This window comes from Streptomyces xanthophaeus (assembly GCF_000725805.1).
GTDB lineage: Bacteria > Actinomycetota > Actinomycetes > Streptomycetales > Streptomycetaceae > Streptomyces > Streptomyces xanthophaeus.
This window is the reverse complement of sequence record NZ_JOFT01000010.1, coordinates 181,137-201,189: the sequence shown is the minus strand read 5'-3', so window position 1 is coordinate 201,189 and position 20,053 is coordinate 181,137. Positions and strand designations below refer to the sequence as shown.

Below are 20,053 nucleotides of genomic sequence, written 5' to 3'. Positions count from 1 at the left end.
GGCCTGGAGGCGGACATGCCGCCGCCCGGCGCGTGGAAATGACGCGCCGGGCGGTGGGAAGTGCGCGGGTTCAGCGGCGGGCCGCGAACCGTCCTGCGGTCATGACCGCAGTGTTCAGCTGAGCTTCAGCTTCTGACCCGGGAAGATCAGGTCGGCGTCCGCCACGATGTCCTTGTTCAGCTCGTGCAGCTGCTGCCAGCCGCCCTTGACGCCGTTGGCCTCGGCGATCGTGCCCAGGGTGTCGCCGGACTTGACCTCGTACGAACCGTTGCCGGTCTTCGGGGCCTCGGTCTTGGGCGCCTCGGTCTTCGGGGCCTGGGCCTTCGGCTTGGCCGCCGGGGCGGGGACCGCGGAGCGCTCGGAGCGGGTGACCGGAGCCTCGGAGCGCTTGGTCTCCTTCTTCGGCTCGGCCTTCTTCTCCTGCTTCTTCGGCTCGGCCTTCTTGGCGGGGGTCTCGGCCGCACCGCCGGTGTAGGAGGAGTTCGACAGGCCGACGCCGCAGGACGGCCAGGCGCCCTTGCCCTGACCCTTGAGGACCTTCTCGGCGACGGCTATCTGCTGCGCCTTGGTGGCCTGGTTGGCCTGCGCGGCGTACGCCTTGCCGCCGTAGCCGGCCCAGGTGGAGGACGAGAACTGCAGGCCGCCGTAGTAGCCGTTGCCCGTGTTGATGGCCCAGTTGCCGCCCGACTCGCAGGCCGCGACGCGGTCCCACTCGGAGGCGGTGGCGGCGCTGGCGGTGCCGGCGGCCATCAGGGGGGCGGCGACTGCCACACCGGTGACACCGGCGAGCGTGACGATGCGAGCGGCCTTGGAGGCGCGGCGGTGCTTGCCCTTGCCGGAAAGCAGCATGGAGTTTCTCCTCACCGACGCCTACGAGGTGAGCTGTCGGGTTCGGGCGAGTGAGTTGCCCGGCCGTGCGACCTAGCGCACGTCTTAACCCCTAGCCGGTGGCGTGACCGTCTCTCAACGGCCGCTCCCGGCGCCTACCTTGGTTCCCCCGCTCCTGCCTTCGGCGCTTTACGCGACGACTGTTCCCTCCGTCCGCCGGCAGGATTCGGCGATGCGGTCGAAGGAGCTCGCGGTGGCGAGCGATTCAGAAGGTAGACAGGTCTCTCCCCGATGTTCAACGCGCCACATCGGGGAGAAACGACCCCTACTTGCGCCCTCCCCAGGGGTGTTTGCGCAGGTGAGGGCAGGGTTTGCAGCAGCTTCGGGGCGGGACACGCCAGTTGACCTGAAGAGACACATGTCTCACTTACAGAAAACAGACAATCAGGCGTTACCGGATGTCCGAAGTGCCCCTATTACTTGGTTAGATCCAGGTTCTGACCGGGCTTGATCAGGTCGGCATCCCCGCCGATGACCTGCTCGTTGGCCTGGTAGAGGGCGTTCCAGCCGCCCTTGAGTCCCTTGGCGTCCGCGATGGCGGTCAGGCTGTCGCCCGCCTTCACCGTGTACGTGGGGTCCGACGCGGGATCAGATGCGGCGGGTGCCTCGACGGCGGGCGTACCGCGGTGCTTGCCGCCGCCCCCGACCGGTACGGACGCGTCCGGGGAGGTCAGCGGGACGGCCGAGGACGAGGGGTCGGGCGAAGTGCCCGGGACGGCCGGGGCCGTCGGGTCGCCGGTGGGCGCTGCCGGGTCCGCGGGCGCGCTCGGGTCCGGGGAGGGGGCCGGGGTCGTGGGGTCGGCCGGGGCCGTGGGGTCGACCGGGGCGGTGGAGCCGTCCGGGTTCTGCGGGCTGACCGGAGCCGACGGGTCCGCGGTGGTGGGGAGGTCCGGCGCCGGCATGACGGGCAGTCCGCTGGAGGGTGCGAGCGGGCCGTCGGGAATCGCGAAGGACGGGCTCTCGCCCGGGGAGGGGGTCGGGGCGCCGAAGTCGGTGGCCGGGGCGCCCTGTCCGCCGGCGGGCACGGAGGCGTCCGGGCGGCCCGGGGAGGGAGCCACCTTCGCGGTGCCGCCGGGCAGGCCCGGGTCCACCTCGGGAGCGGGGCCCTGCTGCGTCAGACCGGCCGAGGCCGCACACAGCGGCCACGCCTGCGGCCCCTGCGAGGCCAGCACCCGCTCGGCGACGGCTATCTGCTGGGACCGGCTCGCCAGGTCGGCGCGCTCCGCGAAGTCCAGGCCGCCGGCGCTCTGCCACTGCTCCTGGGTGAACTGGAGCCCGCCGTACGCGCCGCTGCCGAAGTTGGCGCTCCACGTGCCGCCGCTCTCGCATTCGGCGACCGCGTCCCACGTGGAGGTGTCGGCGGCAGTGGCACTGGTGGCGGCAAGCAGCGGCAGGGCCAGCGCGGAGCCAGTGACTCCGGCGGTGACTACCAGCGCGGGGACCTGGCGGGGGCGTCTGTGGCGGCCGTTCCCGGAACGCATGAGGGTGCACCTTTCGCATAACGGCGGGGTAACGGCAGAACCTAGCCTCCTTCGAACGGTTGTCACAAGTTCGACCGACAACTGACTACCGGTCAGCGTGCCTTCAGACGTTTCGGGGTGTGAACCGGACCGGAAGGGTGCGCAGGCCACGCATGATGAGCCCGCCCCGCCACCGCAGCTCTTCAGGAGGAACGGCAAGTTCCAGATCCGGCAGACGCGTCAGCAAACCCGCAAGCGCGGTCTGCCCCTCCAGCCGCGCGAGCGGAGCGCCGAGGCAGTAGTGGATCCCGTGCCCGTACCCGAGGTGCTGGTTGTCGGTCCTGGAGAGGTCGAGGGTGTCCGGCGCGGCGAACCGCTCGGGGTCCCGGTCGGCGGCCGCGAGGACGACCAGCACCGGATCGCCCGCCGCGATCCGGCTGCCTCCGAGGGTCAGTTCCTCGGTGGCGAACCGCCAGGTGGCCAGCTCCACGGGGCCGTCGTAGCGCAGCAGTTCCTCGACGCCGGTCTCCAGCAGGGCGCTCTCCCCGGCCGCCAGGGAGGCCTGGAGGCGCTCGCGCTGCCCGGGGTTCATGAAGAGGGAGTGGACCCCGTTGCCGATGAGGTTCACGGTCGTCTCGAATCCCGCGAACAGGAGGATGAAGGCCATGGCGGTGGCCTCGGCCTCCGTCAGGTGGTCGCCGTGGTCGCTCGCCCGGATCAGGTCGGAAATCAGGTCCTGTCCCAGATCATCCCTTTTGCGGTGGATGAGTTCGCCGAGGTAGGTCCGCATCTGCTTGACCGAGCGGGCCACTCCGCCCCGCGGCCCACCGCCGTGGCGGATCATCATCCCGGCCCAGTCGCGGAAGTCGTCCTGGTCCTCGCGCGGTACGCCGAGCATCTCGCAGATGGCGTAGATGGGGAGCGGGAAGGCGAACTCGTGGATGAGGTCCGCCTCACCCCGGGCGGAGAACTGGTCGATGAGGTGGTCGGTCAGCTCCTGCACGCGCGGGGTGAACTCGGCGACCCGGCGCGGGGTGAAGGCCTTCGACACCAGCCGGCGCAGCCGGGTGTGGTCCGGCGGGTCGATGTTCAGCAGGTGCGTCATCAGCTCCGCCTTGCGCTCCCCCGGGATCCCGGTCTTGCCCTTGGCGTGCGCGGGCTCCGCGTGGTGCGCCGGATTCTTGCTGAGCCGCTGGTCGGCAAGGGCCTGGCGGGCGTCCGCGTACCGGGTGACCAGCCAGGCCTCGACCCCGCTGGGCAGCTTGGTGCGGTGCACCGGGGAGTTCTCGCGCAGCCAGGCGTACGCGGGATAGGGATCGGTCGCGAACTCCCAGTCGAAGAGGGTCGGACCCTTCGGTCCAGGGACGTCTGCCGGGGCTGCGGGAGTCTGCTCATGCACCCGACGACCGTATCCCGGCCCGCACCCGGCACCCCATATGGGCCGTTCGTCGCGGCTGTCCGTAGATACGCCTTCCCTTGACCTCAGGTTCCCCGGCGTTCCTACTTTCGGTTTTGTGGATGTGAGGATCTTGAACAGCAGCTTCGCGGTGGTGGAGAGACGGGCCGAACACGCGGTCAAGTTCTTCTACTCCCACCTCTTCTGGCACAACCCCGGCATCCGTGCACTCTTCCCGCCCGCCGCCGAGGACATGGAGCGCCAGCGCGACCGGCTCTTCGCCGCGCTCACCCACGTGATCGCCCACCTGGAGGACGACACCCTCCTGCCCTACCTCCACGAGCTCGGACGCGACCACCGCAAGTTCCTGGCCGGCCCCGAGCACTACGCGGCCGTCGGCACCAGCCTGCTCGCCGCCCTCGCCGAGACCTCCGGGGACGCCTGGAACCCGGACGTGGAGAAGGCCTGGGCCGAGGCGTACCAGGTGATCGCCGACGCGATGACGGCCGGCGCCGCCGCGAGCGAGGACCCGCCGTGGTGGGACGCCGAGGTCGTGCGACACCTCCAGTACGGGCAGGACATCGCCGTGCTGACCCTGCGCCCGCACCTGCCCCTGCCGCACCTGCCCGGCCAGTACGTCAGCGTCAGCAGCGAGCGGGTCCCCACGACCTGGCGCACGTACTCGATCGGCAACGCCCCGCGCCCCGACCACACCGTCGACCTCCACGTCAGCCGGATCGAACGGGGCCGGCTCAGCACCGCCCTGGTCCAGGACGTCCGGCCGGGCGAGGTCCTGCGGCTCGGTGCACCCGGCGGCCGGCTGACCTTGCGCCGCGAGGGCCGCCCGCTCAGCTTCATCGCCGCGGGCACCGGCTGGGCGCCCGTGCGGGCCATGCTCGAAGAGCTCGCCGAACACCCTCCCGATCAGGACGTACGGCTCTTCGTGGCCGCGCGGGACGCCGCGCACCTCTACGACCGGCCGTTCATCGACGCGTACGCGCGGGGCGGCGCTCTCGCCGTCACCTACATCACGCCCGCCCCGGGGCAGCACCGCAACCAGGCCACCGACCGGCTCGCCACCGCGCTCAGCAACCGGGGGATGTGGCCGGACCAGGACGTCTACCTCAGCGGACCGGCCCAGTTCATCGAGGAGACCGCCCACCTCCTGGAGGAGCTGGGCGCCCGCCCCGACCGGATCTTCTACGACTCCGTACCCGCCGCAGGACGCGGCGAGGGCCCGGGCGGCCGACCGCTGGGCTTCGGCGAATGGTTCCTGAACCGGCCCGCCCCGCACTGGCACAACCCCTCGGGCCGGGCTCCGCGCACCCGCTGAACCCCTACGGCGTGAGGCCCTCGGCGGCCCGGATCGCGTCCCGGTAGGTACGCGCCGCCGCCCGCAGCGCCGTCTCCGGGTCGATGCCCTCTGCCTCGGCGCGCGCCGCCAGTGCGAGCAGCTCGTACCCGATGCCCTCTGCGCGGGGCAGCTCCACGGCGAGGGCGCCCGCGCGGACCCGGCCCGCGAGTTTGGCCGCCAGCGCCAGACCGGGCTGGCCCAGCGGGACCCCGTCGGTGACCGACTCCCGCTGCTTCTCCACGGCCTTGGTGCGCTGCCAGTGCGCGTGGACGTCCTCGGGGGTCTGGGCCTGCGCGTCGCCGAAGACGTGGGGGTGGCGGTGGACCAGCTTCGCCACGAGGGTCCCGGCCACGTCGTCGATGGAGAAGGCCTCGTCGGGATCGTCCTGCTCCTGCGCGATGCGCGCGTGGAAGACGACCTGGAGGAGGACGTCGCCGAGCTCCTCGCGCAGCGCCTCCCGGTCCCCGTCCTCGATGGCCTCGACGAGCTCGTACGCCTCCTCGATCGCGTACTTGGCCAGGCCCCGGTGCGTCTGCTGCGAGGTCCAGGGGCACTCGCGCCGGACCCGGTCCATCACCTGGACCAGGTCGAGCAGGCGGGCGCCGGGCAGGTCGTAGGAGCCGGGGAGCAGTTCCAGGTCGGGCATCGAGACCCGGCCGGAGCCCGCCAGCCGGGCCAGCCCGTCGGTCAGCCGCCGGTCGCCCTCCCCGCCCGGGAGCACCACCAGGGTCCGGCCGCCCGCGCAGGCCTCGACGAGCGCCTGCGCGTCCGGGTCCTCGTGGACGACCTCGATGCCCGCCTCGCGCAGGTACGGCAGCTGCGGGTGGCCGGGGTCGGCGCACAGGACCCGGTCCGCGGCGTGCAGGGTCTGCCACGCGGGCCAGGACAGCACGCCGGGGGCGACCCGGTGGCTGGTGGTCAGCAGGACGATGCGGCCGGTGGGCTCGGCGGGTACGTGGTCGGTCACCCTGCGAACCTACCCCCGGCCGCCGGGGTCAGGCTCCGGCGGGGGGCTGCTGCTCGGGCCGGGTCTTCTGGGTGATCCAGGGGGTCTCCCCGTTCCCCAGCTTGATCTGCTGGGCGTCCCAGGCGCCGTACCGCGGGTTGACCTCGATGTCGAGGGCCTCCGCGGCGGCCCGGGCGGGCGCCTCCAGCTTCCCCTGGCCGTACTTGGCGGTCAGCTTGGTGAGCAGCACCTGGTTGGTGAGGAAGCGCTCCGCCTGGCCGGGGGCGATGGCCCCCTTCTGCAGGAGCAGGGCCTCGAACCCCTCCTCGCCCTGGTTCTCGTCGACGTACCGCTTGCGCTCGTCCTCGATCTCCTTCTCGGTGGCGGAGACGCCGGCGGTCGCGGCCATCTTGTCGATGACCCTGCTCTGGAGGATGGCGTCGAGCTTCTGCCGCTCCAGGTTGGGGGTGCGCGCGATCAGCTCGGCGGCGGCCGCCTGGCCCTCGCGGTTCTGTGCGGCGCGGACGTCGTTGACCTGGGCCTGGAGCGCGGAGGTGGTGATCCGTTCACCGCCGACGACGGCCGCGGTGCCGGGACGGGTCTCGCCGGAGCAGGCGGACAGCAGAGGGGCCGCCACGAGCAGGGCGGCGGATACGGAGAGCGCTGTGCGACGGTGCAAAGGAGCCTCCAGGGCCGGGAGATTGTGCGTCGGTGCACAAGGGCCGTGCGGTGATCGATGTTATGAGGTCAGGGTGGTCCGAGCCACCGGTTCGACCAACGATTCCCGGGGTGTTGGGGTTCGTGTTCACTCCGTGGCCATCATCGCGACCTCCGGCGCTGCCAGGGTCGGCCCACCATGTCGACACCGCACCGCTCGCCGCGCCGCCGGAGCCTGTCCGGCTCGGCGCTCGCCGCCCTGGTCACCGCCCTGGCCGTGTGCGCGGGGGACGCCGCCGCCCGCGTCTTCCCGTACGGGCCGCGCCACCGCAGCGTCAACGACCTCGGCAATCAGTTCGTACCCTTCCACGCGCACCTGTGGGACCTCCTGCACGGCCGCGCCGAGGGCGGGCTGCTGTTCAACTGGCAGTCCGGCTACGGCACCGGCTTCCTGCCCGACCTGGGCACCTATCTGGCCAGCCCGTTCGCGCCGCTCGTCGCCCTCTTCCCGCGGGCCGACATCGACCTCGCGGTGTACGTGGTCACCGTGCTCAAGACGGCCGCCGCGGCGGCGGCCATGGCCTGGCTGCTGCGCACCCAGCGGCGCGGGCCCTGGTGGGCGGCGGGGCTGCTGGGAGCCTCGTACGCACTGTGCGGCTGGTCGGTGGCCGAGGCCTCCTACAACCCGATGTGGCTGGACGGGCTGATCGCCTTCCCGCTGCTGTGCCTGACGGGCGAATGGGCCCTGCGCGGACGCCGCCCGGTGGCCGGGGTGCTGGTGGTCGCCCTGTGCTGGACGGCGAACTTCTACACCGCCTACATGGCGACCCTGGGCGCGGCGCTGGTCCTGCTCGTCCGGGTGGTGCTGACCCGGGAGGGCGCGGCGGACCGGCTGCGGGCCGTCGGCCGGGCGGCCTCGGCGACCGTCCTCGGGACCGCCCTCGCGGCGCCCGTGCTGGCTCCCCTCTTCCTCAGCTCCGGGCAGGCGTACCCGGGGTGGGCCAAGGAGTTCCGGCCGGTGTCCTGGGCGGACCTGTTCGCACGCATGCTGCCGGGGACCTACTCCTTCTCCTCCCCCGCCGTCTTCGTCGGCACCGGGACCCTGCTGCTGGTGGCGGCGCTGCCCTTCCACCGGGCCGTGCCCGCGCGCACCCGGCTGTGGTGGACGGGGCTGACCGCGGCCGTCGCGCTCTCCCTCCAGTGGGCGCCGGCCCATCTGGCCTGGCACCTGTTCGCGACGCCGAACGGCAGCCCGTACCGGCAGACCTTCGTCCTGGCGGGGATCGCCGTGATCGCCGCCTGGACGGGGCTGGCGGCGGGGCTGCCGGGCGTGCGGGCACTGGCGGCCGGGGCGGGGCTGCTGGCGGCGGCGCTCTGGTGGGCGCGCGGCAGCGCCCTGGTCACCTCCGCGGGGCAACTGCTGTTCTGCGCCGGGCTGCTCGCGGCCGGGGCCGCGTGGTGGGCGCTCGGCCGCCGGTCCCTGGTGGTCCCGGCGGCCGGGCTGCTGACCCTGGTGCTGCTGGTGCAGGCCGCGGCGACGGCCGCGTACGGGCACAAGGGCAAGCTGGGCGGCCTCGACGACTACCCGTCCTGGGGCGCCGCCCACACCGCCCGCGCCGCGGCGCTGGCGCAGGCCGGGGGCTGGCCCGCGTACCGCACCGACCCGGGCCGTCCGGCGCTGACGGGCAACGATCCGCTGCTGCTGGGCGGGGAGGGCGGCTCCTACTACAGCAGCCACACCCCCGCGGTGTTCACGGAGACGATGGTGGCCCTCGGGGCCGGCTGGACCTCGCGTGGGCGCAACGTCCAGAGCATCGACAACCCGGTGACGGACGCCCTCTTCGCGGTCGGCGCCCGGCTGCGTCCCGACGGTACGGTCGCCCGCGCCGAGGTGCCCCCGCTGGTGACGGTCCGCCCGCCCGGCCCGCCCGCCGCCTTCGGCGGGTCCCCCTTCGCCAACCAGGAACTGCTGCTGGGGGCGACGGTGTACGAGGACCCGGCCGAGCCGGGCGTCTGCCGCGCGGGCACCGAGGCCCACCTGTGGGCACCCGAGTACGACGGGGCGGCCCGTCTCGCCGACGGGGCCGCCTTCCGGCTGCGCGGGAACGCACCCCGGGGCCGGGCGGCCCTCCAGCCGATGGGCGTCTCCCGGGGACCTTCCTCGGTCCTGGTCTTCGACGCGGCCCCGCCGCGGTGGACCCTGTCCTGCCTGGACCGCACCCGGCTGGACGCGGCGGTCGCCGGGCTGCGCGCCTCGGCGGCGACCTCACTGCGGGTCGGGTCCTCCGGCGTCCGGGCCGAACTTCCCCCGGGCAGCCGGGGCACGGCGGTCCTGTCGGTGCCCGCGATCGCGGGGTGGAGCTGCAACGGCCGCCCCGCCGCGGCCCACCTGGGCCTGGTGGCCCTGCCCCTGGACGGCCGCACGACCACCCTCGCCTGCACCTTCCGCCCGCCGGGACTGCTCCTGGGGGCGGCGGTCGCGGGGGCGGCCCTGGTGGTGCTGGCGGCCCTGAACGGGCTGCCCGGGCTGTCCCGGCTGTCCGGGCTGTCCCGGCTGTCCGGGCTGTCCTGGCTGCGGGCCAGGAGGCGTCAGCGCACCTGACCCAGCCACTGCAGGGTGCGGCGGATCTCGGCCGGGAAGGGGTGTGCCGGGCCGTGCAGCCGTTCCGCGTCGAACAGCAGGCGGGCCAGGGTGTCGTGGGCCGCCGGACGGTCGCCCAGGGAGAGCAGCAGGTGCGCTATGCGGCGGCGGACCTCCAGGGGGAGGCCGGGGTCCGGGTTGGCGTAGTGGTTCTCGAAGAGCGGCAGCAGCGAGCGGTACTCCGCCAGGGCCGCGGCCGGTTCGCCGAGCTGTTCCAGGCACTGCGCCGAGTCGTAGCGGAAGCGCAGCGCCTGCGGGTCGCCGGCCGGGAACTCGTCGGCGAGACGGCGCAGTTCCGGCAGGGCCCGGCGGTACTGGCCGTCGTCCATCAGGGTGGCGGCGTACTGCTTGCGCAGGGAGCGGACCACCGGGGAGTGCGCGCCGTGCTCGGCAGCCGCCGCCGGCAGGATCCCGCCGAGGATGTCCACGGCCTGGGTGAGACGGCCCTGGTCCAGGAGTTTGCGGGCCTCGTCGACGGCGCCCGGTACGTCCGGCTTCGGGGGCGCCGGAGGGGCGGTCGGCTGGGGCGGGATGACGGTGGCCCGGTCCGGCCAGGGCGCGTGCGGGCGCAGGAAGGGGCGGGTCGGGTCGAGCGGTCCAGCCGGGGCGGCGCTGCCCCGGGCCGGCAGCAGCGGGGCGAGCGCCTCGTACACCTCCTGCGCGGAGGAGGGCCGGTCCTGCGGGTCCTTGGCGAGCAGGTGCAGCAGGACCGCCTCCAGCTCGGCCGGGATCTCCGGGCGCAGCTGGCGGACCGGCAGGGGCGGCTCGTACAGGTGGCGGTGCAGGACGCCGAGGGCGGTGGAGCCGGCGAAGGGGACGTTGCCGCTGAGGAGTTCGTACAGCAGCACGCCGAGCGCGTACAGGTCGGTGTACGGGCCCACCGCGCCGCCCATGGCCTGTTCGGGCGCCATGTACGCCGGGCTGCCGATCGGAGAGCCGGTGCTGGTGAGACGGGTGGTGTCGGTGTCCATCACCGAGGCCACGCCGAGGTCGAGGACCAGCACGGTGCCGTCCGGGCGGATCATCACGTTGCGCGGCTTCAGGTCGCGGTGGACGATCGGCACCGCGTGCACGGCCGACAGCACCGCGCACAGCTGCGCGGCGACGGCGACCGCCCACGGCCACGGGTACGGGTCGTGCTCGGCGAGGTGGTCGGCGAGGTCGGCGCCCTCGACGTAGCCCATCACGAGGTAGAGCTCGTCGCCGTCGCTGCCCGCGTCGTGCACGGTGACCAGGCCCGGGTGGTCGACCTGGGCGGTGACCCGGCATTCGCGCACGAAGCGGCGGCGCAGTTCCTCGGCGACGGTGCCGGGGCCGGCGACCTTGTCGGGGCGCAGCAGTTTGACGGCGACCCGCCGGTCCAGGCGGCGGTCGTAGGCGGTCCAGACCTGGCCCATGCCGCCCTGGCCCAGGACGGTCGCGAGCTGGTAGCGGTCCCCGATGAGGCGGTCGGTCACCGGTTCGGGTCCTGGTCGCGGGGCGGCTGGTTGCGCAGCAGCTCGCTGAGCTCGTCGAGTTCGGCGCGGACCTGCCCGAGCCGCGGCGGCGGGGTGGCCTGCTGCGGCGGCAGCGGGGGCTGTGCCGGGGGCTGCTGCTGGGCGGGCGGGTAGCCGTAGCTCTGGGCCGGCCGCTGGACGGGCGGCTGGGGGCGCTGCTGGGGTTGCGGGTGCGGGTAGGGCGCGGCCTGCTGCGGGTACCAGTACGCCGCCCGCGCCGCGGACTTGTTCTCGTGGTGCTTGATGTCGGCGACGAGGAAGTACACGCAGATCGCGAAGCCGGTGAAGAGCGAGCCGCCCGCCCCCAGGTTGCCCTGCCAGCCGCTGGTGTCCTCGGTGGGGTCCATCCCGATCAGGATCAGCCAGCCGACGGAGAGCGCGCCGCTGACCGGCAGCAGCACCCAGTCGACCGTCTTGCGGGTGACCAGCGCGAGCCGCAGCATCGTCCCCCAGGCGAGGAAGCCGCAGGTGAGGACGGGCAGCAGCGCGAACAGCACGCGCAGTGCCACCACGCCCCCGGTGCTGGGCTGGTGACCGTGCTGCGGCGGAAGGCCGGGGCCGTGCATCGCTGCTCCTGACAGGCCGTGCGGAAAGGATTTCGGGTCTGAGCGTATACAGCGTCCCCGGCCATCGGTGAGGTGATGCCCCAACCGTTGTACGGTCGCCGCACAACCGCTCAGTCGGGGTGGACCGTGCCGTCCGACAGGCCGTCGTAGAGGCCTTGTACGAGCTGCTCACCGAGCCGTCCCGCCAGGCGCAGCGCGTCCTCGAACTCGGCGAGCGCGCGGAACCGGACGCCGTAGCGCTGCTGTTGCGCGAGCGGCAGCCGGGGCAGCCGGACGCGGCGCACGTCGAGCCGGGCGGTGGTGGAGGCGTGGCTGCTGGCGCGGCGGGCGTTGGCGGTGCCGCGCAGGAATCCGGCCAGGAACCACGGGTCGAGGGCGGCCGGGTCGGGGCGCAGCAGGGCCAGGCCCCGGCCGGGCACCGCGCCCGCGGTGGCCGCGCAGACGACACGGGCGGCGGCGGTGCCGCCGAGGACGGGGACGAGGACGTCACCGGGTTCGGTGAGCAGGGGCGCGTCGGCGCCGGGCGCCAGGGTCCCCGAGGGGCCGCTGGCGGCGTGCACGTCCTGCTCGGTGAGGACGGGCGCCGTACCGCTGCCGCTGCCGGTGCCGGTGTGCAGCGCCAGGGCTCCGGCGCGCACGAGTTCGCTGACGGTGGTCACGGGCGGCCGGGCCGGGGCTTCGGCGGCCGGGGCGGCGGGCGGCGGGGTGAGGCGGGCCGCGCGGGCCAGGCTCTCGTCGAGGCGCTCCCGTACGGCGCCCAGCTCGGCCGGGGTGCCGGCGGCGGCAGGGGGCGGCAGGTGCCGGGCCGGGGTCAGGTCCACGTCGTCGTCGAGGAGTTCGATGACGGGCACCAGGCGGCTGAAGCCCGGGACCTCCGTCACCGAACCGGTGCGGTCGTACGCGGCCCAGGTCTCCTGGACCGCGGCGTGCACGGAGGACCACGGGGTGCGGGCGCGCCCCTCGGCCGCCGCGGCGGCCGGCCCCGGGGCGGCAGAGGCGGTGGCGGTGACCGCGCCGTCGACGAGTAGCAGCGCTGCCGGGGGTGCGGCCTGCGGGGCGGGCCTGCGCAGCACCCACAGGTGCAGCGGGACCCCGTAGGGCGGGGCCGCGCCGGCCGGGAGCGCGACGACGGCCCGCAGCGCGCCGCGGCGCAGCAGGTCGGCGCGGATGCGCCGGCCGGAGCGGCGGGCGGCGACGGCGGGCGGCATGAGCAGGACGGCGGTGCCGCCTTCGCGGAGGTGGGCCAGGGCGTGCTGGACCCAGGCGAGTTCGGATTCGGCGCGGGCCGGGAAGCCGTACTCCCAGCGCGGGTCGTAGGCCAGTTCCTCGTGCCCCCAGTTGCGTTCGTTGAACGGCGGGTGGCTGAGCACGGCGTCGACGGCGGGCTGCGCGAAGGCGTCGGCGCGCAGGCTGTCGGCGGCGGCCGTCCGGATCCGGGCGGAACCGGCGAGGGCCAGGCGCAGGGCGGCGAGGGCGGCGAGTTCGGGCGAGGAGTCCTGGGCGTACAGGGCGGTGGCGCCGGGAACGGCCCGCAGCAGGGTGCCGGTGCCGCAGGCGGGGTCGAGGACCGTGCGGACGGCCGGTCCGGCGAGGGCGGCCATCAGTTCGGCGAGGCCGTCCGGGGTGAGCGTGTACTGCCGCGGGTTGGCGTCGAGGTGGCGGCCGAGCAGGAACTCGAAGGTCTTGCGGGCGCCGGTCCCGGCGGCGAGTCGGGCGGCGGAGCGCAGCAGGGGCACGGCCGCGGCCGGGACGGGGACTGCGGCGAGCGGATGGCCGTGCCCGAGGCGGGCGGCGAGGACCTGGTCGAGGACGGGGCGCAGCAGGGCGGCCATCCGCTCGTCGGAGACGGCGCTCAGCTCCAGCCAGTCGGTGGGCCGGTCCCGTACGACGAGGAGGGCGCCGCCCACCTTCAGCAGTGCGGCGACGGCGCCGCCGGGGTGGGCGGCGACCTGCTGCCAGACGCGTTCGCGCAGCGGGACCTCGGCGAGCTTGCCCTGGGCGCGCAGCCAGTGCTCCACCTCGGTCAGGGCGAAGGAGGGGCTGGTCTCGCTGCCGCCGACGGGCTTGGGGAAGTCGGGGTGGCGGCGGCGCCAGTTGCTGACGGCGGCGCGGCCGACCCCGGCCAGCCGGGCGACCTCGGCCGCGGTCACTTCCGCGCCCGCGGGCTCGGCGCCGGGGACCCCGGCTGCGGCGTCTGCGGCGTCTGCGGCGGCGTGCTCGGCGCCCGTCTCCTCGAACATGCCGGGGAGCCTACCGGTACACACGTGAGAGATCGATTCACACCGTGAATCCCGCAGGACCGCCCGAACCCCGTTGACCCGGTTCACACATGCCCGTGGGTCCGGCGAGCACAGGGCCCCGAACGGGCGTACCGTCGCAAACGGGATACGGAAGGAGCCCGTCCATGGGGATCTTCGACAGGTTCAAGGACCAGGCCAAGACCAAGGGCAAGGACATCTCCGACAACCTCGAACAAGAGGCCAACGAGAAGACCGGCAACAAGTACGCGGATCAGATCGACAAGGCACAGCAGCAGGCGGAACAGCGGCTGGGCATCGACGACGACCCGAACAAGTGACGCCGGCCCGACGACGACGTCGGGCGCTCACCCCACCGCTGTCCCCCCGAAAGCCGCAGGATCGGCAGCCGCCCGCGCCCCCGCGCGGGCGGCTGCCGCGTTCCCACGGCCCGAGGGACTACGAACCGAGGATCGTGGCGAGGAACTCCCCGGTCCAGGCCAGCAGTTCCCGCCCGACCAGCGGCTTCCCGCCGACCCGGGCCGTCTTCGGCCGCGGGATCAGCACCTGCGAGGTCGCGGGCTTGAGCACCGCCCCCGGGTAGAGCCGCTTGAGGCGCAGCTCCTGCGATTCACGCAGTTCCACCGGCCCGAAGCGGATGTTGGGGCCCTGGAGGGTGATGTCGCCGACCCCGCAGGCCCGGGCGAGCATCCGCAGCCCGGCCACCAGCAGCAGGTTCTCCACCGGCTCCGGCAGCTTGCCGTAGCGGTCGGTGAGTTCCTCCCGCACGGCCTTGACGTCCTCCTCGGAGTTGGCCGCGGCGATCGAACGGTAGGCCTGCAGGCGCAGCCGCTCGCCCGGCGCGTAGTCGTGCGGGACGTGCGCGTCGACCGGCAGCTCGATCTTGACCTCCAGCGGCGGCTCCTCCTCCACCCCGCCCTCGACCGCAGCCCGGTAGTCGGCCACCGCCTCGCCGACCATGCGGATGTACAGGTCGAAGCCGACGCCCGCGATGTGCCCGGACTGCTCGCCGCCGAGCAGGTTGCCCGCGCCGCGGATCTCCAGGTCCTTCATCGCCACGTACATGCCCGCGCCCATCTCGGTGTGCTGGGCGATCGTCGCGAGCCGCTCGTGCGCGGTCTCGGTCAGCGGCTTCTCCGGCGGGTACAGGAAGTACGCGTACCCGCGCTCGCGCCCACGGCCCACGCGGCCGCGCAGCTGGTGCAGCTGGGAGAGGCCGAAGTTGTCGCCGCGCTCCACGATCAGGGTGTTCGCGTTGGAGATGTCGATGCCCGACTCCACGATCGTCGTCGACACCAGCACGTCGAACTTCTTCTCCCAGAAGTCCACGACGACCTGCTCCAGGGCCTGTTCCGACATCTGGCCGTGCGCGGTCGCGATCCGCGCCTCGGGCACGATCTCCCGGAGCCTGGCTGCCGCCCGGTCGATGGACTCGACCCGGTTGTGGATGTAGAAGCACTGGCCCTCGCGCAGCAGTTCGCGCCGGACCGCCGCGCCGATCTGCTTCTCCTCGTACGGGCCGACGAAGGTGAGCACCGGGTGCCGCTCCTCCGGCGGGGTGGTGATCGTCGACATCTCGCGGATGCCGGTCACCGCCATCTCCAGGGTGCGCGGGATCGGGGTCGCGGACATCGTCAGCACGTCGACGTTGGCCCGGAGCTTCTTCAGCTGCTCCTTGTGCTCCACGCCGAAGCGCTGCTCCTCGTCGACGATGACCAGGCCCAGGTCCTTGAACTTGGTCTCCTGCGAGAACAGCCGGTGCGTGCCGATGACCACGTCCACCGAGCCCTCGCGCAGCCCCTCCAGGGTGGCCTTGGACTCGGTGTCGGACTGGAACCGCGACAGCGCCTTCACCTTGACGGGGAACTGGCTGTAGCGCTCGGAGAAGGTCCCGAAGTGCTGCTGCACCAGCAGGGTGGTGGGCACGAGGACGGCGACCTGCTTGCCGTCCTGCACCGCCTTGAACGCGGCGCGCACCGCGATCTCGGTCTTGCCGTAGCCGACGTCGCCGCAGATCAGCCGGTCCATCGGGACCGACTTCTCCATGTCCTCCTTGACCTCGGCGATGGTGGTGAGCTGGTCGGGCGTCTCCGCGTACGGGAAGGCGTCCTCCAGCTCCCGCTGCCAGGGGGTGTCCGGGCCGAAGGTGTGGCCGGGGGCCGCCATGCGGGCGCTGTAGAGCTTGATGAGGTCGGCGGCGATCTCCTTGACCGCCTTCTTCGCGCGTGCCTTGGTCTTGGTCCAGTCGGCGCCGCCGAGCCGGTGCAGGGTCGGGGCCTCCCCGCCGACGTACTTGGTGACCTGCTCCAGCTGGTCGGTGGGGATGTACAGCCGGTCGCCGGGCTGGCCGCGCTTGGCGGGGGCGTACTCGACGAGGAGGTACTCGCGGGTGGCGCCCTGGACGGTGCGCTGCACCATCTCGACGTAGCGGCCCACGCCGTGCTGCTCGTGGACGATGTAGTCGCCGGCCTCCAGGGTCAGCGGGTCGATGCTCTTGCGGCGCCGGGTCGGCATCCGCCCGAGGTCCTTGGTGGCGGTGCGCTGGCCGGTCAGGTCGGTCTCGGTGAGGACGGCCAGGCGCAGGGCCGGGTCGACGAAGCCGTTGTCGAGGGAGCCGCAGGCGACGTGCACCAGGCTGGGCTCCAGCGTGCGCAGGTCCGGCTCCAGCCGGGCCGGGATGCCCTCGCCGCCGAGGACCTCCACGGTGCGGGCGGCGGGGCCGTGGCCCTCGGTGAGGTAGACGGTGTGCCAGCCGTCGGCGATCCAGCCCTTGGTGTCGGCGAGCGCCCGGGCGGTGTCCCCGCGGTAGGCCTCGGGAGCGTGCATGCCGAGCCCCAGGGTGTCGCCGCCCACGGTCTCGTCCGCGGCGAAGGGGGAGACCGACCACCACATCATGCCGAGCTCACGGGCCCGGTCGCGGACGTCCGCGATCCCGCGCAGCGAGGCGGCGCCCACGTCGATGGGGGCCTCGCCGCCGCCCGCGGTGGCCGCCCAGGAGGCCATCAGGAACTCCTGCGAGGTGGCCACGAGGTCGGCGGCGCGGGTCCGTACCCGCTCCGGGTCGCAGACCACGGCCATCGCCCGGGCGGGCAGCACGTCGATCAGCAGCTCCATGTCGTCGACCAGGACCGGGGCCAGGGACTCCATGCCCTCGACGGCGATCCCCTCGGCGATCTTGTTCAGCAGCTCGCCGAGCTCGGGGTGCGCCTCGGCGAGGGCCGCGGCCCGCTCGCGCACCTGGTCGGTCAGCAGCAGCTCGCGGCAGGGCGGGGCCCACAGCCCGTGCTCGGCGATCTCCAGGGACCGCTGGTCGGCGACCTTGAAGTAGCGGATCTCCTCGACCTCGTCGCCCCAGAACTCGACGCGCAGCGGGTGTTCCTCGGTCGGCGGGAACACGTCGAGGATGCCGCCGCGCACGGCGAACTCCCCGCGCTTCTCGACCAGCTCGACCCGGGCGTACGCGGCGGCGGCCAGCGCCTGGGTGATCTCGCCGAGGTCGGCGCTGCCGCCCTGGCGCAGGCTCACGGGCACGAGGTCCCCGAGCCCCTTGACCTGCGGCTGGAGCACGGAGCGGATGGGGGCGACCACGACGGAGACGGGCCCGGCGGCGGGGTCGTCCCCGGACGGGTGGGCGAGGCGGCGCAGGACGGCGATCCGGCGGCCGACGGTGTCGCTGCGCGGGCTGAGCCGCTCGTGCGGGAGCGTCTCCCAGGACGGGTAGTCCACCACTTCGTCGGGCGGCAGCAGCGAGCGCAGCGCGGCGGCCAGGTCCTCGGCCTCGCGCCCGGTGGCGGTGACCGCCAGGACGGTCCGCCCGGTCTCCCGGGCCAGCGCGGCGATCGCGAAGGGCCGCGCGGCGGCGGGGCCGACCAGGTCCACGTGCATGCGGTTGCCGTCCCCGGCCGCGGTGACCGCCTCGGCGAGAGCGGGGTCCCGGGTGACGGCGTCGAGCAGTCCGTGCAGGCTCATGAAGGGGGCTTTCCGTCCGGTGGTGGAGGCGTGGAGGGGCAACGCGAAGGACCCGACACGTCTCACGGGCCGGGGGTTCCCACCCTACGACGCCTCCGGGTCCCCCGCCCGTGGGATTCCGGTCCCCGTGCGGGTGACGGAGCTGGCGCGGACTGCTCCGATCTGATTACGCTTAGTCCAGCGGTTAGCCCACCACGCCTGCCTTGGAGTGCCCATGGAAGCGGCCCGGCAGTACAACGTCCACGAGGCGAAGACGAACTTCTCCAAGATCCTGGAGGCGGTCGCGACCGGCGAAGAGGTGATCATCAGCAAGGCCGGCGAGCCGGTGGCGAAGGTGATCCCGCTCTCGGGGAAGGTCCTGCGGACCTCTCGCGGATCCCTGCTGGAGCCTGTGGTCTTCGCCGACGACTTCGACGACATGTCCGACGACCCCGGCTTCGCCGAAGCCTTCGGCCTGCTTCCGCACCCCGAGGGCGCCGGGGCGGCCGAGTGAAGCTCCTGGCCGACACGCACGTCGTCGTGTGGTGGCTGACGGACTCGCCGCAGCTGTCGGACGGGGTCAAGGACCTGCTCGACACCGAACGGCTCGCCTACGTCAGCGCCGTCACCCCATGGGAACTCGCGGTCAAGCAGGCCCTCGGCAAGCTCGAAGGCCCCGAGGACCTGCCCGAGCGGGCCCGGGACTGCCAGCTCCGGCCGCTCCCCGTCACCGCGCTCCACGGCATCCGGGCGGGACAGCTCCCCCTCCACCACAGGGACCCCTTCGACCGGATGCTGATCGCCCAGGCCCAGTCGGAAGGGCTGACCCTCGTCACCCGCAACGCGTTCATCCCGCTCTACGATGTCGGCGTACTGACCGTCTGACCGTCTGAGCTCGCCGCGCCGCGTCCGCAGGAGTTCACGCCGCCCGGCCGAGGAGCGCCAGACCCGTGACGAGCGATGCGATAACCCGCCCTGCCCCCGCGACCACGGCCGCGGTGAGGCAGGGCCGGCTCCCGTGGACGGGGCCCTACCTGGTGGCCGCCGGGCTGTTCCTCGTCTACCTCGTCCTGTCCGTCGGGCGCTTCCGCCGGATGGAGTGGGCCTCCTGGGACCTGGGGATCTTCGAGCAGGCCATCCGCGCCTACGCGCACCTCCAGGAGCCCGTGGCCGACCTGAAGGGGCCGGGGACCAACATCCTCGGGGACCACTTCAGCCCCGTCATCGCGCTGGTGGCCCCCGTCTACCGGATGTTCCCGGGCCCCGTCACCCTGCTCGTGGTCCAGGCCGCACTGTTCGCGCTGTCCGCCGTACCCGTCACCCGGGCCGCCGCGCGGCTGCTGGGACGGGCCCGGGGCACCGCGCTCGGCGTGGCGTACGGGCTGTCGTGGGGGATCCAGCGGGCCGTCGAGTTCGACTTCCACGAGATCGCCTTCGCCGTGCCCCTGCTGGCCTTCGCCCTGGAGGCGGTGCTCGCCCGGCGCTGGTACGCCGCCCTGTGGTGGGGGCTGCCGCTGCTGCTCGTCAAGGAGGACCTCGGCTTCACGCTCGCCGCCCTGGCCGCGGTGGTGGCCTGGCGGGCCCTGCCGACCGACCGGCGGGCCACCTGGACCGCGGTGGCCGTCGCGGGCGGCGCCTCGGTCTTCGCCGTCCTCGTCTTCACCGTGATCGTCCCGGCCTTCGCCACCGCCGGGTACGGCTACTGGGACAAGATCGAGGGCGCGGGCCCCTTCGACGGCGCCGGCACCAAGCTCACCACCCTGGCCTGGGTCCTGATCCCCACCAGCGGCCTGCTGGCGCTGCGCTCGCCGCTGCTGCTGGTCGCCGCCCCCACCCTCGGCTGGCGGTTCCTGTCCGGCGACGACCACTACTGGTCCACCGACTGGCACTACAGCGCCGTCCTGATGCCGGTGGTGGCCCTCGCCCTCGTCGACGCGATCGACACCCTGCGGCGCAGCGAACGGCCCCGGCTGCGCGCGTACGCCCTCCAGCTGCCCACCGCCGTCCTCGCCGCGGGGCTCGCCCTCAGCGCGACCGCCCTGCCCACCGAGAAGCTCGGGCGGGCCGAGACCTATCAGAAGCCCGAGCGGGTCGTGGCGATCGAGCGGCTCCTCGCCCGGATCCCCGACGGGGCGACCGTGGAGGCCGACACCGGCCCGCTGACCCGGCTGACCTCCCGCTGCCGGGTCTTGTGGATCGGCGGCAGCCGCGGGGTGGTCCCCGACTGGATCACCATCGACAACTCCTCCGCCTGGGCCGGCCAGGACCCGGCCGCCTACGCCGCCCAGCTGCACCCCGGCCACCGGTGGGAGCTGGTGGGGCAGGCCGGCGGGGTCGTCCTGATCCGCAGGCAGTGAACGACGCCGGCCCCGGACCGCCCGTGTGGACGGTCCGGGGCCGACGCCCTCCCCTGTTGTTTCCCCCGTGACGACCGCGGCGGTCG

General features: G+C 73.7%; 15 protein-coding genes and 1 riboswitch. Of the genes, 6 read left to right on the top strand and 9 right to left on the bottom strand.

The window, feature by feature from the left end; translation table 11 throughout:
• Positions 1 to 114: 114 nt before the first annotated feature.
• From IO30_RS0103240 to IO30_RS0103230, 3 genes are all read right to left on the bottom strand, one after another.
• Entirely contained in the window at positions 115 to 849 is a 735-nt protein-coding gene (locus tag IO30_RS0103240) for a LysM peptidoglycan-binding domain-containing protein (protein ID WP_031139031.1), read from the bottom strand.
• Positions 850 to 852: 3 nt separating this feature from the next.
• A riboswitch (cyclic di-AMP (ydaO/yuaA leader) is annotated at positions 853 to 1,025 on the bottom strand.
• Between the two features lie 279 nt (positions 1,026 to 1,304).
• The gene (locus IO30_RS0103235; protein WP_031139029.1) at positions 1,305 to 2,369 is read right to left on the bottom strand and encodes a LysM peptidoglycan-binding domain-containing protein; all 1,065 of its coding nucleotides are present in this window, start codon (positions 2,367 to 2,369) and stop codon (positions 1,305 to 1,307) included.
• Positions 2,370 to 2,472: 103 nt separating this feature from the next.
• Positions 2,473 to 3,747, bottom strand: coding sequence for a cytochrome P450 family protein (locus tag IO30_RS0103230; protein ID WP_031139027.1), 1,275 nt, complete (start codon positions 3,745 to 3,747; stop codon positions 2,473 to 2,475).
• 121 nt (positions 3,748 to 3,868) lie between these two features.
• Between IO30_RS0103230 and IO30_RS0103225 the strand changes: the two genes are divergently transcribed.
• Positions 3,869 to 5,077: a globin domain-containing protein gene (locus IO30_RS0103225; protein ID WP_234321767.1), complete on the top strand. Its 1,209-nt coding sequence runs from the start codon at positions 3,869 to 3,871 to the stop codon at positions 5,075 to 5,077.
• 4 nt (positions 5,078 to 5,081) lie between these two features.
• On the opposite strand, the gene IO30_RS0103220 is transcribed toward IO30_RS0103225, so the two are convergent.
• Together IO30_RS0103220 and IO30_RS0103215 are read right to left on the bottom strand one after the other, a co-directional pair.
• On the bottom strand, positions 5,082 to 6,065 hold the full coding sequence (locus IO30_RS0103220; protein ID WP_031139023.1) for a nucleoside triphosphate pyrophosphohydrolase: 984 nt from the start codon (positions 6,063 to 6,065) through the stop codon (positions 5,082 to 5,084).
• Positions 6,066 to 6,093: 28 nt separating this feature from the next.
• On the bottom strand, positions 6,094 to 6,723 hold the full coding sequence (locus IO30_RS0103215; RefSeq protein WP_031139021.1) for a SurA N-terminal domain-containing protein: 630 nt from the start codon (positions 6,721 to 6,723) through the stop codon (positions 6,094 to 6,096).
• 177 nt (positions 6,724 to 6,900) lie between these two features.
• Here IO30_RS0103215 and IO30_RS0103210 point away from each other — a divergent pair, with 177 nt between their 5' ends.
• Positions 6,901 to 9,303 carry a YfhO family protein gene (locus IO30_RS0103210; RefSeq protein WP_051901817.1) on the top strand — a complete coding sequence of 801 codons (2,403 nt, stop codon included), beginning with the start codon at positions 6,901 to 6,903 and terminating at the stop codon, positions 9,301 to 9,303.
• On the opposite strand, the gene IO30_RS0103205 is transcribed toward IO30_RS0103210, so the two are convergent.
• From IO30_RS0103205 to IO30_RS0103195, 3 genes are all read right to left on the bottom strand, one after another.
• Positions 9,291 to 10,799, bottom strand: a complete 1,509-nt coding sequence (locus tag IO30_RS0103205; RefSeq protein ID WP_031139018.1) for a serine/threonine-protein kinase — start codon at positions 10,797 to 10,799, stop codon at positions 9,291 to 9,293. The genes IO30_RS0103210 and IO30_RS0103205 overlap by 13 nt on opposite strands.
• On the bottom strand, positions 10,796 to 11,404 hold the full coding sequence (locus tag IO30_RS0103200) for a hypothetical protein (protein ID WP_037892907.1): 609 nt from the start codon (positions 11,402 to 11,404) through the stop codon (positions 10,796 to 10,798). Before IO30_RS0103200 ends, IO30_RS0103205 begins: the two co-directional genes overlap by 4 nt.
• A 110-nt stretch (positions 11,405 to 11,514) precedes the next feature.
• Entirely contained in the window at positions 11,515 to 13,554 is a 2,040-nt protein-coding gene (locus tag IO30_RS0103195; protein WP_031139014.1) for an N-6 DNA methylase, read from the bottom strand.
• 254 nt (positions 13,555 to 13,808) lie between these two features.
• Here IO30_RS0103195 and IO30_RS44260 point away from each other — a divergent pair, with 254 nt between their 5' ends.
• Complete coding sequence (locus IO30_RS44260) at positions 13,809 to 13,982, top strand: Rv0909 family putative TA system antitoxin (protein WP_107065152.1); 174 nt, start codon at positions 13,809 to 13,811, stop codon at positions 13,980 to 13,982.
• Positions 13,983 to 14,100: 118 nt separating this feature from the next.
• Here the strand turns inward: IO30_RS44260 and mfd are convergent, their stop codons facing one another.
• Positions 14,101 to 17,631, bottom strand: coding sequence for a transcription-repair coupling factor (gene mfd / locus IO30_RS0103185; RefSeq protein ID WP_031139012.1), 3,531 nt, complete (start codon positions 17,629 to 17,631; stop codon positions 14,101 to 14,103).
• A 214-nt stretch (positions 17,632 to 17,845) separates the two neighbouring features.
• On the opposite strand from mfd, the gene IO30_RS0103180 reads away from it, so the two are divergent.
• The 3 genes from IO30_RS0103180 (at position 17,846) to IO30_RS0103170 (ending at position 19,967) form a co-directional block, all read left to right on the top strand.
• A complete protein-coding gene (locus IO30_RS0103180) occupies positions 17,846 to 18,124 on the top strand; it encodes a type II toxin-antitoxin system Phd/YefM family antitoxin (protein ID WP_051859472.1) in 279 nt (92 codons plus the stop codon).
• Complete coding sequence (locus IO30_RS0103175) at positions 18,121 to 18,495, top strand: type II toxin-antitoxin system VapC family toxin (protein WP_031139008.1); 375 nt, start codon at positions 18,121 to 18,123, stop codon at positions 18,493 to 18,495. Before IO30_RS0103180 ends, IO30_RS0103175 begins: the two co-directional genes overlap by 4 nt.
• A gap of 65 nt (positions 18,496 to 18,560) precedes the next feature.
• Complete coding sequence (locus IO30_RS0103170) at positions 18,561 to 19,967, top strand: DUF2079 domain-containing protein (RefSeq protein ID WP_031139006.1); 1,407 nt, start codon at positions 18,561 to 18,563, stop codon at positions 19,965 to 19,967.
• The last annotated feature ends 86 nt before the right edge of the window (positions 19,968 to 20,053 follow it).

Excerpts from the sequence above, each read along its gene's own strand:
- IO30_RS0103235 (WP_031139029.1), bottom strand. The coding sequence starts at position 2,369 with ATGCGTTCCGGGAACGGCCGCCACAGACGCCCCCGCCAGGTCCCCGCG.
- IO30_RS0103210 (WP_051901817.1), top strand. The coding sequence starts at position 6,901 with ATGTCGACACCGCACCGCTCGCCGCGCCGCCGGAGCCTGTCCGGCTCG.
- IO30_RS0103200 (WP_037892907.1), bottom strand. The coding sequence starts at position 11,404 with ATGCACGGCCCCGGCCTTCCGCCGCAGCACGGTCACCAGCCCAGCACC.
- IO30_RS0103240 (WP_031139031.1), bottom strand. The coding sequence starts at position 849 with ATGCTGCTTTCCGGCAAGGGCAAGCACCGCCGCGCCTCCAAGGCCGCT.
- IO30_RS44260 (WP_107065152.1), top strand. The coding sequence starts at position 13,809 with ATGGGGATCTTCGACAGGTTCAAGGACCAGGCCAAGACCAAGGGCAAG.
- IO30_RS0103180 (WP_051859472.1), top strand. The coding sequence starts at position 17,846 with ATGGAAGCGGCCCGGCAGTACAACGTCCACGAGGCGAAGACGAACTTC.
- mfd (WP_031139012.1), bottom strand. The coding sequence starts at position 17,631 with ATGAGCCTGCACGGACTGCTCGACGCCGTCACCCGGGACCCCGCTCTC.